This window comes from Pseudomonas shirazensis, from assembly GCF_050496565.1.
GTDB classification, from domain to species: domain Bacteria; phylum Pseudomonadota; class Gammaproteobacteria; order Pseudomonadales; family Pseudomonadaceae; genus Aquipseudomonas; species Aquipseudomonas shirazensis_A.
Window position 1 is genome coordinate 39,684 of record NZ_JBNWAE010000024.1, and the last position, 14,508, is coordinate 54,191.

The window sequence follows — 14,508 nt, forward strand, 5'->3', positions numbered from 1 at the left end:
CGCCCTGGTCCGGCCACTGGCCGGGGCGCCTGACGCAGCAACGGAGGGTACAAGGTGCAGCGGATTCATGTAGTAGCGGCAGTTATCCGCGGTGGCGATGGGCGGATCCTCATCGCTCGTCGCGCCGATAGCCAGCATCAGGGCGGCCTGTGGGAGTTTCCCGGGGGCAAGGTCGAGGCCGGCGAAAGCGTCGAAGCAGCGCTGGCCCGTGAGCTGCGCGAAGAACTCGGCATCGAGGTCAGCCGTTCACGGCCGCTGATCAAGATCAGCCATGACTACCCGGACAAGCAGATCCTGCTCGACGTGCGTGAGGTTGACGCATTCAGCGGCGAGCCGCATGGCGCCGAAGGTCAGCCGCTGGAGTGGGTCGCGCCGCGTGACTTGCACCAGTACGAGTTCTCTGCGGCGAACAAGCCCATCGTCGCCGCTGCACGCTTGCCGGATCAGTACCTGTTCACCCCTGACGGCCTCCAAGTGCCGCCGATGTTGCGCGGTATCCAGAAGGCTGTGGCCAATGGCATCAAGCTGGTCCAGCTGCGCGCGCCGGACATGTACGACCCCAAATACCGTGACGTTGCGGTAGATGCGGCTGGACTGTGTGCGGGCAAAGCGCAACTGATGCTCAAAGGTCCGTTGGAATGGCTGGGCGACTTCCCCTCGGCCGGCTGGCACCTGACCGCCGCGCAACTGCGCAAGTACGCGGCCAAGGGCCGACCGTTCCCGGAGCACCGTTGGTTGGCAGCGTCTTGCCACAATGCTGAAGAGTTGGCCCTGGCGGCGCAGATGGGGGTCGACTTCGTCACCCTGTCGCCAGTGCAGGCGACTCAGACCCACCCCGATGCACAGCCACTGGGTTGGGAGCAGGCTGCGGCGTTGATTGATAGCGTCAGCTTTCCGGTGTTTTTGCTGGGCGGCGTCAGTGCTGCCGACCGTGAGCGGGCCTGGCAGGCAGGTGCGCAGGGTGTGGCGGGTATCCGCGCGTTCTGGCCTGAGCTATAAGTATGGACGGGGCCGCAGAGCGGCCCCAAATCAGCGGCTGGGTAGCAGGATCAAACCTCAGGCTTTTTCGCCGCCTGCCACAACACTTCAGCAACCCCCTGTCGGCGGCCAATGATACGCGCTGCAACAAACAGCAAATCCGACACCCGATTGATATACGCCAAACCAACCCCTTCCAGTGGCTCCAGCGCATTCAGCGCCTGGCAGCGGCGCTCCGCGGTGCGTGCCTGGCTGCGGCACACATGGGCTTGCGCGACCAACGCCGAGCCGCTGGGCAGGATGAAATTTTCCAGCGGCCCCAGCTCCTCGTTCCAGCGGTCGATGGCCGCTTCCAGGCGCTCGACTTCCGCCAGGCTCAGCGCCTGATAACTGGGCATCGCCAGCTCGCCTCCGAGGTCGAACAAGCGGTGCTGGCAAGGTGCAAGGACCTCGCTCAACTCAGCCAGCCCGGCGTCACTCAAGCCCGCCAGAAGTACACCTAGCTGGCTGTTGAGGGTGTCGACCTCGCCGATCGCTTCGATCCGTGGGTGGTCCTTGGGCACCCGGCGGCCGTCGCCGAGGCCGGTTTCGCCTTTGTCGCCGGTGCGGGTGTAGATTTTCGACAGGCGAAAGCCCATGTCATGTCTCCGTTGGGGCCGGTGCCGCAGGCACGGGCGAGCCGAGGGGCAGGCGCAGGGTGAAGCAGGTGCCCTGGCCGGGCGAGGACTGCACCTCCATCTGCCCCTTGTGGTTGTTGGTGATGATGAAGTACGAAACCGACAGGCCCAAGCCTGTGCCCTGGCCGATCTCCTTGGTGGTGAAGAACGGCTCGAAGGTACGCTTGCGCACGGCTTCGGGCATGCCGATGCCGTTGTCCTCGACCTGGATTTCTGCCCACGGCGGATTGAGCCGGGTGCGCAGGATGATGCGCCCGGGCTCGCTCGGATGCGGGCGCAAATGGATCGCTTGAGCAGCGTTTTTCAACAGGTTGAGCAGTACTTGTTCAAGCTCGTTGGCGGTGCATGGCACCGGCCCCAGCTGTGGGTCGAACTGGCGGACGATGGCCTGGCCCTTGAAGTCGAAACCAATCGCCAGGTCGAAGTCGTTGCCGGCAATTTCCACCGCCTGGTCGATTAGCGCGGGCAGGCTGCAGGGGGCCAGTTGGCGATTGCTGAGGCGGCTGAAGCTGAGCATATGGGTGACGATCTTGGCCGCACGGGCGCCCGCTTGCTGGATGCCGTCGAGCAACTGCGGCACCTCGCGGCTGTGCAGGTAGCGGTTGATCTCGGGCAGGTCCAGGCCGAGCTCGGCGGCCTGCTCCTGGTTGCGCGGCAGGTCGGGCGACAAGCGCCGGCGGATGTTCTGTACGTTGTGCAGGATCGCCCCGAGTGGGTTGTTGATCTCGTGGGCCATGCCGGCGGCGAGGCCGCCCACCGAGAGCATCTTCTCTGACTGCACCATCATCTCTTCCAGCGACAGGCGCTGGGTGATGTCATCGATCCGGATCACCACGCCGCGCCCGCCACCACCGGTCAGTGGGTAGAAAGTCAGCGCATAATGGCGGGCGTCGTCACCTTTGGGCCAGGTGACCCGCTCGATCTTGGTCACCCGGTGCTTTTCGACGGTGTCCTTGAGCTGCGGCAAAAATGGCTTGAGCGGTTCGAAGGCGATGAAGATCGGCTGGTTCAGCGCCTCATCCAGGCGCGTGCCCGAGAGGGCGCTGGCTTCCTGGTTCCATTGGGTCACGTACAACTGCTCATCGAGTGCTATCAACGCCGATGGCATCGAGTCGATGATGCTGTTGAGGTAATTCTGGAAACCCGTGAGCTTCTTTTCGATCTTGCTGCGGACCTGAACTTCCAGCTCCAGCTTGCGGTTGGTATTGCGGGTTTCTTCAGCCAGGCCCTGGGCCTGGTCGTAGGCAGTCTGGAATTCGTCGCGGGTGCGCTTGAGCTGTTGCTCGCGGGCCTCGATGCGCGACAGCATGGTATTGAAGGCGTTGGCCAGGCTGCCGATTTCATCGTCGTTGCCGCGCTGCGCACGCAGGGCATAGCTCTCTTCACGGGTGACCTGGCGGCTGAGCTCTTCCAGCTGATTGATCGGCTGGGTGATCAGGCGTTTGATCTGCCGGGCGATCACCAGCCAGAGCAGGATGCTGAACACCAGAATCGCCAAGCTGGCGGTCAGCGTGCCGGTGTAGAACGCAGTCGGCAGCTCGCTGCTGGCCACCAGCAGAAGAAACGCCGGCGGGTTGCCCGGACGCGGCAGGCGAATCAGTTGGGTGCTGCGAAACTCCATCAGGCGCCAACCGTCTATGTTGCGATAGCGCTTGGGCAGGGCTAGCGGTTCGCCGTGTTGCAGTTGCGCGAGCATGCGCCCGTCGCTGCCGTAGACCGCTGCGGCGCGCAATGGGGTGTAGCTGTCGAGTTCCTTGAGCAAGGCGTTGGCGTTGTCGCTGGAATCACCGGCGCGGGCCGACAGCTGCGGGTTGGCGACCAGCCTGCCGATGGTTTGCAGCGCCTGTGGCGCCATGCTTTCCTGGGTGATCCAGTAGGCCGCGCTGATAAAGGCCAGGTTGGCCACCAGCAGGATGGTGATCAGCAATACCAGCAGGGCCGCAAGCAGTTTCTGCCCGACCGGGAGGTTATCCAGGCGTTGGCGCAGTTTCATGGGCAAGGCAGTGTCCGTATCCGGGTCAAAGGGCAGCGATCAGTCACTGGGCAGGCCGCGTGCCTGCAGGTTATCGACCAATCGCTGACGCAGGTGTTCCAGCTTCACCAGGGCCAGGCCATGGCGGTGGGCAGCGCGGCAGGCGTAGCCGAGCAGGTAGTGCAGCTCGGTGCGGCGGCCATGGCGCACGTCTTGATACATGGAAGAATAATTGGCTGCGGTCGCCAGAATCACCCGCTGCACTTCTTCGTTCAGGCCCTCGGCCGCTTGCGGTTGGCCGCAGCAGTGCAGCAGTTGCGCCAGCTCGGCGCACAGCGCATCCACCTCACTCAAGTGCTCGAGCAGGCCACCGTTCTGGCAGTCGTGCAGTACGGTCAGCGGGTTGATCGCGCAGTTCAGGGCCAGCTTGCGCCACAGCCGGCTGAGAATATCCACCGTCCACTGGGCCGGGATGCCGGCCTCCTCGAGGTCACTGAACCACTCGGGCGGGGCGGGGTTGAGCGGGTCGCCCAGCCAGTTAAAGCCGTGCCCGGCAAATTGCACCTGCCAGTCCGCCGGACGAAACGCGCCTTCGGTACTGGAGGCAAAGATACAGCGAGCATGGGGCACTTGATCGGCTACCTCGTCCTGGCTGCCAAGGCCGTTCTGCAACAGAATCAGCTCGGCGCCCGCAGCCAGGCGCGGGGCCAGCCGAGCAAGGGCAGGGGCGGCGTCGTAGGCTTTACAGGCCACCAGCAGGCGATGAATCGGCGCGTGCGCTTCGTCGGCCTCGGCGGGGATGGCAAAAAAGCTGCTGTGCCCTTGCTCGATCAAGGTCAGGCCGCCAACGGCCTGGTACGCCGCCAGGCGCTGCGGGTCGCGCAAGATCAAACGGACCGCCTTGCCCGCACGGGCCAGCCGGCAGGCCCAGAGGCTGCCCAGGCTGCCGGCGCCGAGAATATGCCAGGTGCTGCTCATCTACGTTTCGCAACCCGTTATAATGTGTTCCGCATTTTAACCATCAAACCCTGCGCGCTCCATCTTCACGCTGAGCGCGGCGCTTTCATATTGGAGAACAACCATGCCTTCGTTCGACGTGGTATCGGAACTGGACAAGCACGAAGTGCAGAACGCAGTCGACAACGCCATCAAGGAGCTGGACCGCCGCTACGACCTCAAAGGTAAGGGTAGCTTCGAATTCAAGGAAAAGGACCAGACCGTGCTGATGACCGCCGAGGCCGAGTTCCAGCTCGAGGCGATGGTCGAGATCCTGCGTGGCGCACTGGTCAAGCGCAAGATCGAAGTGAAGTGCCTCGAGGTCAAGGACGCCTACGCCTCGGGCAAGGAAATGAAACAGGAAGCGACCTTCCGCGAAGGCATCGACAAGGAGTTGGCGAAGAAGATCGTCGCCCACATCAAAGACGCCAAGCTCAAGGTCCAGGCCGCCATCCAGGGCGAGCAGGTACGCGTCACCGGCAAGAAGCGTGACGACCTGCAAGAAGCGATCGCCGCACTGCGCGCCAAGGAATTCGACATGCCGCTGCAGTTCAACAACTTCCGCGATTGACCTGGGCGCAGGAACCCCATTGCCACACTGAGGTCCATGGGGATCCTCGCTGCGGCCTGTCTGCGGCCTGCTTCACTGTGTACATGCCGTTTGGCATCAGGAGAAAGTTATGGATTTGACCAATGAGGTCGATCAACTGGTTCGCCAATCGCAAACCTGGCTGCCCTTGATCATGCAATACAGCAGCCGCCTGCTGCTGGCGCTGCTGACCCTGGCGATCGGCTGGTGGATTACCAACAAGCTCAGTGCCCGCCTGGGCAAGCTGGTAGGGCTGCGCAATGCCGACCTGGCCTTGCAGGGCTTCATCAGCACCCTGGCCAATATCATCCTGAAGATATTGCTGCTGGTCAGCGTTGCTTCGATGATCGGTATCGAAACGACCTCGTTCGTCGCGGCCATCGGTGCTGCCGGCCTGGCCATTGGCCTGGCGTTGCAGGGCAGCCTGGCCAACTTCGCCGGTGGGGTGCTGATCCTGCTGTTCCGCCCGTTCCGCATCGGCGACTGGATCGAGGCGCAAGGCGTCAGCGGTACTGTCGACAGCATCCAGATCTTCCACACCGTGCTGCGCACCGGTGACAACAAGACCGTGATCATGCCCAACGGCAGCTTGTCCAACGGCATCATCACCAACACCAACCGTCAGCCGACGCGCAAGGTGGTGTTCGATGTGGGCGTTGATTACGAAGCTGACCTGCAGAAGGCGCGCAACGTGCTGCTGGAGCTGGCCAACGACCCACGCGTGCTGCCGGACCCGGCGCCGCAGGCGGTGATCTCGACCCTGGGCGACAGCTCGATCACGGTGTCCCTGCGCCTGTGGACGAAAACGGCCGACTACTGGGACGTGATGTTCATGCTCAACGAGCGCACTCGCGACCGGCTCAAGGCAGAAGGGATCGATATCCCGTTCCCGCAACGGGTGATCCGCGTGGTGCAGGAGACTGCCGCACAGTAAACCGCGTTCGCTGTAAATGCGCGGGCTTGTTCCGCGGGTGTACCGCCGCAACGATGTTGCTGGCGCTGGGCACTCGCGGGCAAGCCCGCGTTTTGTTTTGTCCCTGATTACACTTGTTCACAGCCAGGACGTGCCATTTCTGGCATATAACCTGACCCCTTTCGTACCCATTGATGTCTGCCATGAAACCACTGCTGTTTATCACCCCGGCCCGCGCCTTGCTGTTTGGCCTGACTCTGGCCCTGTTCGAGCTGCTCACCTATCTGGCCAGCGATGCGGTCATGCCGGCGATGCCGGATGTGGTCGGCGAGATGAACGCCAGCGCGGAATACATCCCGCACGCGTTGAACCTGTACCTGCTGGGCGGGGTGGTCCTGCAATGGTTGATCGGCCCTTTGGCCGATCGCTACGGCCGGAGGCCACTGCTGATCGGTGGCTGCGTGATCTTTGGTGTGGCGTGCCTGGCGACTTTCTGGGTGCATGACATCGGCCTGTTCAACCTGCTGCGCCTGTTGCAAGGGATCGGCTTGGGCTTTGTCGTCACCGTCAGCTACCCGGCATTGAACGAGGCCTTCAGCGAGGCCGATGCCGTACGCATGATGGCCTTGCTGGCCAATATCGCCTTGCTCTCGCCCTTGCTCGGGCCGCTGGTAGGCACGTTGATGCTGCAGTGGCTGGATTGGCGCTGGTTGTTCGTGGCTTTTGCCGTGGGTGCCCTGCTGACACTGGGACTGCTATACCGCTTCATGCCGGAAACCCTCGGCGTCGAGCGCCGCGACGGTACCCGCCTACCATTCACGCCGATTCACCTGCTGCCGCTGCTATCGGGCTATGGTCAGTTGCTGAGCAATCGCCGCTTCGTCGCCGGCAGCGCTGCGCTGGGCCTGGTCGGCTTGCCGCTGATCGGCTGGATTGGCCTGTCGCCGGTACTGCTGATTCACGACGAGGGCCTGAGCAAGATGGCTTACGCCTTGTGGCAACTGCCGGTATTCGGTGGCTTGATCGCGGGCAACCTGATCATCAACAGTATTGCTGAGCGCTACCCATTGGCTGCGCTGGTGCGCGGCGCACTGTGGCCGTATCTGGCGGGGTTGGGCTTGATGATGCTGGCTACCTGGCTGTGGCCGTCGGTTACCAGCGTGGTTGCGGGCATGACCCTGTATGCGCTGGGGTTGGGCGTAGCCAATGCCGTGCTGTACCGCATGACCTTGTTCGCCAGCGAGCAGAGCAAGGGCCTGGTCTCAGCCATGCTCGGCATGATCACCATTGCCGTATTGGGGCTGGGTGGCGCGCTGCTGGCGATGATTGGCGCGGGCGCCAGCTTGCTGCACTTCGCCGTCCTCGCCGGTATAGCCGGAGCGCTGGCGCTGGTGCCGCTGTGGTTTGTGGTGGGTGGCAAGGGCGCTGGCGCGACCGTCGCGCAGTGAAACGAGCGCCGCTGTGCCTGTACAGGCGACAGCGGCGCAACGTTCGACTAAGGCTGGTCTGGGGTCGGGCCGGGCACCGGCTCCAGCTTGCCGCGTCGAGTCTCCTGGCGCCACTGCAGGAGAATCAGGATCAACGTTGGCACGCCCAGCAGCGCGGTGATCAGGAAGAAGTCGTGGTAGCCGAACTTCTCCACCATCACCCCCGAATACCCACCGATCAGCCGCGGCAACAGCAGCATGATCGAGCTCAGCAGGGCGTATTGGGTAGCCGAGAACTTCAGGTTGGTCAGGCTCGACAGGTAGGCAACGAACGCCGAAGTGGCCATCCCTGAGCTGAAGTTGTCCAGCGAGATGGTGACCACCAGCATCTCCACGTTCGGCCCCATGTCGGCCAGCATCAGGAACAGGATGTTGGTGCTGGCCGAGGCCACGCCGCCGATGAACAGGATCGGCATGATGCCGAAACGCACGATCAGCAAACCGCCGGCGCCGGCGCCAAGCAGGGTCATGATCAGGCCAAAGATCTTGCTGACGCTGGCGATCTGGTCCTTGGTGAAGCCCATGTCGATGTAGAACACGTTGGCCATCACGCCCATGACCGTGTCGGACATGCGATAAGTAGCGATCAGCCCAAGCAGCAGTAACGCCTGCCAGCGATAGCGGGCAATGAAGTCGTTTACCGGTGTCAGCACCGGCGCCAGGCCGCGACGGCCGAGCGATGACAGGCAGGCCCAGGTCAACAGCGCATAGAGGACCAGGCGCATGAAGGCGCGGTCTTCCAGCACCAGTTGCACCACGGTTGAGTCGCCAAACACCACACTGGCCCAGTCGGTGTTGTACAACTGGGTGAAGCTGGCCGGTACCGACACCAGCAGAATGATCAGCACGAACACCGATGCCAGCTGATGGCTCAAGCCATAGCGAGCAGCCGACAGCTGAGTGCGCAGTGGCACTGGCGGTTCACGCATGATCAGTGTGGTGAATACGGCCGGCAGCATGATCACGCCGAACAGCACATAGGTGCCGGTCCAGGCCTGGTGCAGATAACTGAAGCCAGTGGAGCCGAACCATTCAGCGAAGAACAGCGCGCCGGCCGTGGCCAGCAGGGCTGCAACCCGGTAGCCGGCCATGTAGCTGGCGGCTAGCGCAGCCTGGCGCTGGTCATCGGCGATTTCCAGGCGATAGGCGTCGACGGCGATGTCCTGGGTCGCCGAGGCGAAGGCCACCAGCACGGCAAGGGCGATCAGCCAGGACAGGTGTTTTTGTGGGTCGCACAGGCCCATGCCGACCAGTCCGACGACCACCAATATTTGCGACAACAGCAGCCATGAACGGCGTCGGCCCAGCCCGCCGAGCAGCGGCAGGCGCCATTGGTCGAGCAGTGGCGACCAGACCCACTTGAAGGCATAGGCCAGCCCGATCAGGCTGGCATAGCCGATCGTCTCGCGGGCCACACCGGCCTCGCGCAGCCACACTGAAAGGGTTGAAAACACCAGCATGTAGGGCAGGCCGGCAGCGAAGCCCAGCAGCAACAGCACCAGAGTTGACGGGCTGGCATAGGCAGCGAGCGCAGCGCGCCAGGTTTTACGGGGCATGGGCCAACATCTGCCTCAAGGTTACGAAAACAAAGCGCGCACTCTAACCGCTGTGCTCCATCGGGCGCCAGCCATGGCGCAACATATCCACACGATTATTGGCTACATTGACGCCTTCGGCGCGTAGTCGAGCGCGTTGTTCGTCGCCTGAAGGTGTGCCCGGCTGCAGGCTCAACCGGCCACTCGCGCCGATCACCCGGTGCCAGGGCAGACGGCTGCCCTGCGGCAGTTGGCCCAGCGTGCGCCCGACCCAGCGTGCAGCCCGGCCAAGACCAGCCAAATCCGCCAACTGGCCATAACTGACGACCTTACCCACGGGCACTTGGCCGAGGGCGGTATAGAGTGCCGTTCGTCGGGCTTCGGCATCCTCTGCCGAAAGGCGTGCAGCGCCAGACATCAGGCGTAGCCCGGCGATCGGCGAGATTGCCGGCGAAGTGGCTTATAAATGAGAGTTGAACTCATTGGCATCGGTTTGGTCTGTCCTTGCTCTGGTCGCGCGTATCTGGATAATGCCCGGCTTTTTTCCGCAAACCGAGCCCGTAGTCAGCTTATGTATTCTAGAACCTTGCTCTGCCTTCTCGCCGCTTCCCTGTGTACCCCAGCGTTCGCCGACACCGTCTGGATGAAGAACGGTGACAAGCTCAGTGGCAAGATCAAAGTCTTCGATGGCGGCAAGCTGCTGCTGGAAACGCCCTATGGTGGCTCCATCGCGCTGGACTGGAAACAGGTACAAACCCTCGAAAGCGATCAGGAGCTGCTGGTCAAACAGGATGCCTATACCGGCGAAAAGGCCAAGTCGCTGCAGGCGGCCGAGCCGGGCAAGGTGACCCTGGCCAATGGCGAGGCGCCGAAAACCGTCGAACTGGCCAGCATCGAGCAGATCATGAAGCCGCGGCCGGTGGTCGAGGATCTGGTCTGGAAAGGCAACGTCGACCTGGCCATGGACTTCAAGCGCGCCGAAAACGACACCGACGATTACGATGTTGGCTTCAAGACCTCTGCGCGTCATGGCCGCTGGCGGCACAACGCTCAGGGCGAATACAACCGCGAGAGCAAGGACGACGTCACCACCACCAACAACTGGAGTGGTGAATACGCGCTTGACCGCTTCATCACCGACAAGTGGTTCTGGCAGGGTCGTCTCGAGTACAAGCGTGATCATATTGAAGACCTGGCCCGCCAGCGCACGGTCGGTACCGGCCCGGGCTACCAGTTCTGGGACGACGAGCTGGGGGCGTTCTCGCTTGGCTCGCTGCTCAACCGCACCGACTATCAGTACCGCGATGGCGGCAAGGACAATTTCTACTCGGCTGCCATGAAGTGGGATTACACCCGCTACCTGATCGGCAAGAACGTCCAGCTGTTCACCAATGGTGAGCTGGGCAAACCGCTGGGTGGGGTTGCCGATTACTCCCTGGATGCCGAAGTCGGCCTGCGCTACAAGGTCACCGAGTGGGCCTCGCTCAACCTCAAGGCCGAGAAGGAAATGATCCAGGGCACCAGCAACAGTGACCTGGACAAGACCCGCTACACAGCAGGCTTTGGCGTCGCCTGGTAAAACTGCGCTGTTGCACTTCTGGCGTGGCGGTCACGGCTGATAAATGCTTATCTTGTCAGCTGACCCGCCTGCCGCCAGGAGCTTCTGTTGTGAGTAACGTCGTAACCAACACCGCCCTTCGCCCCGCCCGCGAACTTCTGCTCAAGGAATACCGCGGCGTCCTCTCGACCCATTCCAAGTCGATGCCCGGCTTCCCGTTCGGCTCGGTTGTGCCGTATTGCCTGGATGCCGAGGGTCAGCCGCTGATCCTGATCAGCCGCATCGCCCAGCACACCCACAATCTGCAGAAAGATCCCAAGTGCTCGTTGCTGGTGGGCGAGCGCGAGGCCCTCGATGTGCAGGCAGTCGGCCGGCTGACGGTGATGGCCGAGGCGCACAAGCTGACCGACGAGGGTGCCATCGAGGCAGCAGCGGCTCGCTACTACCGTTACTTCCCGGACGCCGCCAACTACCACAAGGCACACGATTTCGACTTCTGGTGCCTGCGACCGGTGCGCCATCGCTACATTGGCGGCTTTGGTGCGATCCACTGGCTCGATCAGGTGACACTGGCCAACCCGTTTGCCGGCGCCGCTGAGGCCAGCATGGTCGAACACATGAACAGCGACCACGCAGCGGCCATCGCTCACTATGTCGCCCTGAGCGATCTGCCGGATACGCCTGCCGCTGAATTGGCAGGTATCGACAGCGAAGGCCTGCACCTGCGCATTGGTCAGGCTGTTTATTGGCTGCCATTCCCGAAGACTTGCAATACGCCGACACAAGTGCGCGAAGCCCTGGTATTGCTGGCCCGCGCCGACAAATGGCCGGCTGTGGATGAAACGCAGGGTTGAAATAGCGACCTTGCGCATCCATGTGTTGTCCTAGTGGAAGGTTGTCTTCCGTCGAGGAACCCTTGATGCGTGCTTTTTTATTGTTGTTGCTGCTGTTTCCGGTGCTCGAACTGTTCGTGTTCGTCAAAGTCAGCGCCGCGATCGGTTTCTTTCCGGCGTTGCTGCTGATCATCGGCGGCTCCGCGTTGGGCTTGCTGGTGATGCGGGTGGCCGGTATCGCCACCGCACTGCGTGCCCGTGAGAGTCTGCAGCGAGGCGAGCTGCCTGCTGAGGACATGTTCCAGGGCTTGATGCTGGCAGTGGCCGGCGTACTGTTGCTGATTCCAGGCTTCATCAGTGATGTGCTCGGCCTGATCTGCCTGATGCCGTTCACCCGCCATTTTGCCGCGCGCAAGCTGCGTCAGCGCGCCGAGGCGCAGGCAATGCGGCAGCGGGCATTCCAGGATGATCCCTTCGCAGCACGGCCGCCCGAAGGTGGCCACCGGCCAAACGTGATCGAAGGCGAGTACCAGCGTCGCGATCAGTAACCCTGTGCGGTTTGTGAGCAAAGCGGCCCCGGAAGGGGCCGTTTGCATTTGCGCGGGCAGCTGTTGAAAAAAATTTCACCGGTAAGCCCTTGTAATTGTTTCGCTCGGCCTCATCTATGTGGTCACCGCAAGGTTTCTGGTGGCAACGCCAGACAAGACAAAGGGGTTCGCCGAATGCGGGCCCCTACCGGCAACGCCGGAATGCATCAACCCGCCGGTCTCGACACCGGCCGATGAAAACCACTAATTGGGAGAGATCGACAATGAAGCTTCGTCCTCTGCATGACCGCGTCGTAATCCGCCGCAGCGAAGAAGAATCGAAAACCGCTGGCGGTATCGTTCTGCCAGGTTCGGCCGCTGAAAAACCAAACCGCGGTGAAATCGTTGCCGTCGGTACCGGTCGCATCCTGGACAACGGCGAAGTTCGCGCGCTGGCCGTGAAAGTGGGTGACAAAGTGGTCTTCGGCCCGTACTCGGGCAGCAACACCGTGAAAGTCGATGGCGAAGATCTGCTGGTGATGGCTGAGAACGAGATTCTCGCCGTCGTCGAAGGCTGATTTTTCCGACTTCCCGTTACTCCAAAGAATTTCAAGGATTAAACGATCATGGCTGCTAAAGACGTAAAATTCGGCGATTCCGCCCGCAAGAAAATGCTCGTTGGTGTCAACGTTCTGGCTGACGCTGTCAAAGCCACCCTCGGCCCGAAAGGCCGTAACGTTGTCTTGGCCAAGAGCTTCGGCGCGCCAACCATCACCAAAGACGGTGTATCGGTTGCCAAAGAAATCGAACTGAAAGACGCTTTCGAAAACATGGGCGCTCAACTGGTCAAGGAAGTTGCTTCCAAGGCCAACGACGCTGCCGGTGACGGCACCACCACTGCGACCGTTCTGGCTCAAGCCATCGTCAACGAAGGCCTGAAAGCCGTCGCTGCCGGCATGAACCCAATGGACCTGAAGCGCGGCATCGACAAGGCCACCATCGCCGTCGTTGCCGAACTGAAAAACCTGTCCAAGCCTTGCTCCGATTCCAAGGCAATCGCTCAGGTCGGTACCATCTCCGCCAACTCCGACAGCTCCATCGGTGAAATCATCGCCGAAGCCATGGAAAAAGTCGGTAAAGAAGGCGTCATCACCGTTGAAGAAGGCTCGGGCCTGGAAAACGAACTGTCGGTTGTCGAAGGCATGCAGTTCGACCGTGGCTACCTGTCGCCGTACTTCGTCAACAAGCCAGACACCATGGTCGCCGAGCTCGACGGCCCACTGCTGCTGCTGGTTGACAAGAAGATCTCCAACATCCGTGAGCTGCTGCCAGTTCTGGAAGCCGTTGCCAAGGCCGGCCGTCCACTGCTGATCGTTGCCGAAGACGTTGAAGGCGAAGCCCTGGCTACTCTGGTAGTCAACAACATGCGCGGCATCGTCAAGGTTGCAGCGGTCAAGGCACCAGGCTTCGGCGACCGCCGCAAGGCCATGCTGCAGGACATCGCTGTCCTGACTGGCGGTACCGTCATATCCGAAGAGATCGGCCTGTCGCTGGAATCGGCTACCCTGGAAAACCTGGGTAACGCCAAGCGCGTCATCCTGTCGAAAGAAAACACCACCATCATCGATGGCGCTGGTGTTGAAGACGACATCCAGGCTCGCGTTAAGCAAATCCGCGCTCAAATCGAAGAAACCTCGTCCGACTACGACCGTGAGAAACTGCAAGAGCGTCTGGCCAAACTGGCTGGCGGTGTTGCCGTGATCAAGGTCGGTGCTGGCACCGAAGTTGAAATGAAAGAGAAGAAAGCCCGCGTTGAAGACGCCCTGCACGCTACCCGTGCAGCCGTTGAAGAAGGCGTGGTGCCTGGCGGTGGTGTTGCCCTGGTCCGTGCTCTGAGCGCTATCATCGACCTCAAAGGCGACAACGAAGACCAGAACGTCGGTATCGCTCTGCTGCGTCGTGCGGTTGAATCGCCACTGCGTCAGATCGTTGCCAACGCCGGTGACGAGCCAAGCGTCGTGGCCGATAAGGTCAAGCAGGGTTCGGGCAACTACGGCTACAACGCTGCTTCCGGTGAATACGGCGACATGATCGAAATGGGTATCCTCGACCCAGCCAAAGTCACCCGTTCGGCACTGCAAGCCGCTGCTTCGATCGGTGGTCTGATGATCACTACCGAAGCGATGATTGCTGATGCTCCGGAAGACAAGTCAGCTGGCGGCGGTATGCCAGACATGGGCGGCATGGGTGGCATGGGCGGCATGATGTAAGCCAGCCTTAGCGCCTGCTGTACCGAAGAGCCCCGCCTAGTGCGGGGCTTTTTTATGGGCATCACCAGGATGAACTCATCACTCCTGTAGGAGCGGCCTTGTGTCGCGAAAGGGTCGCGTAGCGGCCCCAGGATATATGCAACACCACAAGATCGCCGGGAACGCTACGCGCT

The 14,508-nt window shown here is 61.8% G+C and carries 14 protein-coding genes; 9 read left to right on the forward strand and 5 right to left on the reverse strand.

Annotation, left to right across the window (positions count from 1 at the left end; all coding sequences use genetic code 11):
* Positions 1-54: 54 nt before the first annotated feature.
* Positions 55-999: a Nudix family hydrolase gene (locus tag ACQZ2L_RS23860; RefSeq protein ID WP_430328123.1), complete on the forward strand. Its 945-nt coding sequence runs from the start codon at positions 55-57 to the stop codon at positions 997-999.
* A gap of 50 nt (positions 1,000-1,049) precedes the next feature.
* Here the strand turns inward: ACQZ2L_RS23860 and ACQZ2L_RS23865 are convergent, their stop codons facing one another.
* From ACQZ2L_RS23865 to ACQZ2L_RS23875, 3 genes are read right to left on the reverse strand one after another with little or no spacing between them, the layout of a single operon-like run.
* Positions 1,050-1,616: a cob(I)yrinic acid a,c-diamide adenosyltransferase gene (locus tag ACQZ2L_RS23865; protein WP_430328124.1), complete on the reverse strand. Its 567-nt coding sequence runs from the start codon at positions 1,614-1,616 to the stop codon at positions 1,050-1,052.
* 1 nt (position 1,617) lies between these two features.
* A complete protein-coding gene (locus ACQZ2L_RS23870; RefSeq protein ID WP_430328125.1) occupies positions 1,618-3,648 on the reverse strand; it encodes an ATP-binding protein in 2,031 nt (676 codons plus the stop codon).
* A gap of 39 nt (positions 3,649-3,687) precedes the next feature.
* Positions 3,688-4,605, reverse strand: coding sequence for a putative 2-dehydropantoate 2-reductase (locus ACQZ2L_RS23875; RefSeq protein ID WP_430328126.1), 918 nt, complete (start codon positions 4,603-4,605; stop codon positions 3,688-3,690).
* 103 nt (positions 4,606-4,708) lie between these two features.
* Between ACQZ2L_RS23875 and ACQZ2L_RS23880 the strand changes: the two genes are divergently transcribed.
* From ACQZ2L_RS23880 to ACQZ2L_RS23890, 3 genes are all read left to right on the forward strand, one after another.
* Complete coding sequence (locus ACQZ2L_RS23880; protein ID WP_314876573.1) at positions 4,709-5,194, forward strand: YajQ family cyclic di-GMP-binding protein; 486 nt, start codon at positions 4,709-4,711, stop codon at positions 5,192-5,194.
* Between the two features lie 109 nt (positions 5,195-5,303).
* Positions 5,304-6,146, forward strand: coding sequence for a mechanosensitive ion channel family protein (locus tag ACQZ2L_RS23885; protein WP_430328127.1), 843 nt, complete (start codon positions 5,304-5,306; stop codon positions 6,144-6,146).
* Between the two features lie 182 nt (positions 6,147-6,328).
* Positions 6,329-7,573: an MFS transporter gene (locus ACQZ2L_RS23890; protein ID WP_430328128.1), complete on the forward strand. Its 1,245-nt coding sequence runs from the start codon at positions 6,329-6,331 to the stop codon at positions 7,571-7,573.
* 47 nt (positions 7,574-7,620) lie between these two features.
* Here ACQZ2L_RS23890 and ACQZ2L_RS23895 read toward each other — a convergent pair whose 3' ends face one another.
* Entirely contained in the window at positions 7,621-9,168 is a 1,548-nt protein-coding gene (locus tag ACQZ2L_RS23895; RefSeq protein ID WP_430328129.1) for an AmpG family muropeptide MFS transporter, read from the reverse strand.
* Positions 9,169-9,211: 43 nt separating this feature from the next.
* Complete coding sequence (locus ACQZ2L_RS23900) at positions 9,212-9,565, reverse strand: MGMT family protein (RefSeq protein ID WP_430328130.1); 354 nt, start codon at positions 9,563-9,565, stop codon at positions 9,212-9,214.
* 153 nt (positions 9,566-9,718) lie between these two features.
* On the opposite strand from ACQZ2L_RS23900, the gene ACQZ2L_RS23905 reads away from it, so the two are divergent.
* The 5 genes from ACQZ2L_RS23905 (at position 9,719) to groL (ending at position 14,335) form a co-directional block, all read left to right on the forward strand.
* Positions 9,719-10,726: a DUF481 domain-containing protein gene (locus ACQZ2L_RS23905; RefSeq protein ID WP_150570625.1), complete on the forward strand. Its 1,008-nt coding sequence runs from the start codon at positions 9,719-9,721 to the stop codon at positions 10,724-10,726.
* A gap of 89 nt (positions 10,727-10,815) precedes the next feature.
* Positions 10,816-11,559: a HugZ family protein gene (locus tag ACQZ2L_RS23910; RefSeq protein WP_430328131.1), complete on the forward strand. Its 744-nt coding sequence runs from the start codon at positions 10,816-10,818 to the stop codon at positions 11,557-11,559.
* Positions 11,560-11,624: 65 nt separating this feature from the next.
* On the forward strand, positions 11,625-12,086 hold the full coding sequence (locus ACQZ2L_RS23915) for an FxsA family protein (protein ID WP_430328132.1): 462 nt from the start codon (positions 11,625-11,627) through the stop codon (positions 12,084-12,086).
* Positions 12,087-12,349: 263 nt separating this feature from the next.
* Positions 12,350-12,643 carry a co-chaperone GroES gene (locus ACQZ2L_RS23920; RefSeq protein WP_053280666.1) on the forward strand — a complete coding sequence of 98 codons (294 nt, stop codon included), beginning with the start codon at positions 12,350-12,352 and terminating at the stop codon, positions 12,641-12,643.
* Positions 12,644-12,691: 48 nt separating this feature from the next.
* Complete coding sequence (gene groL / locus ACQZ2L_RS23925) at positions 12,692-14,335, forward strand: chaperonin GroEL (RefSeq protein ID WP_430328133.1); 1,644 nt, start codon at positions 12,692-12,694, stop codon at positions 14,333-14,335.
* Positions 14,336-14,508: the final 173 nt, after the last annotated feature.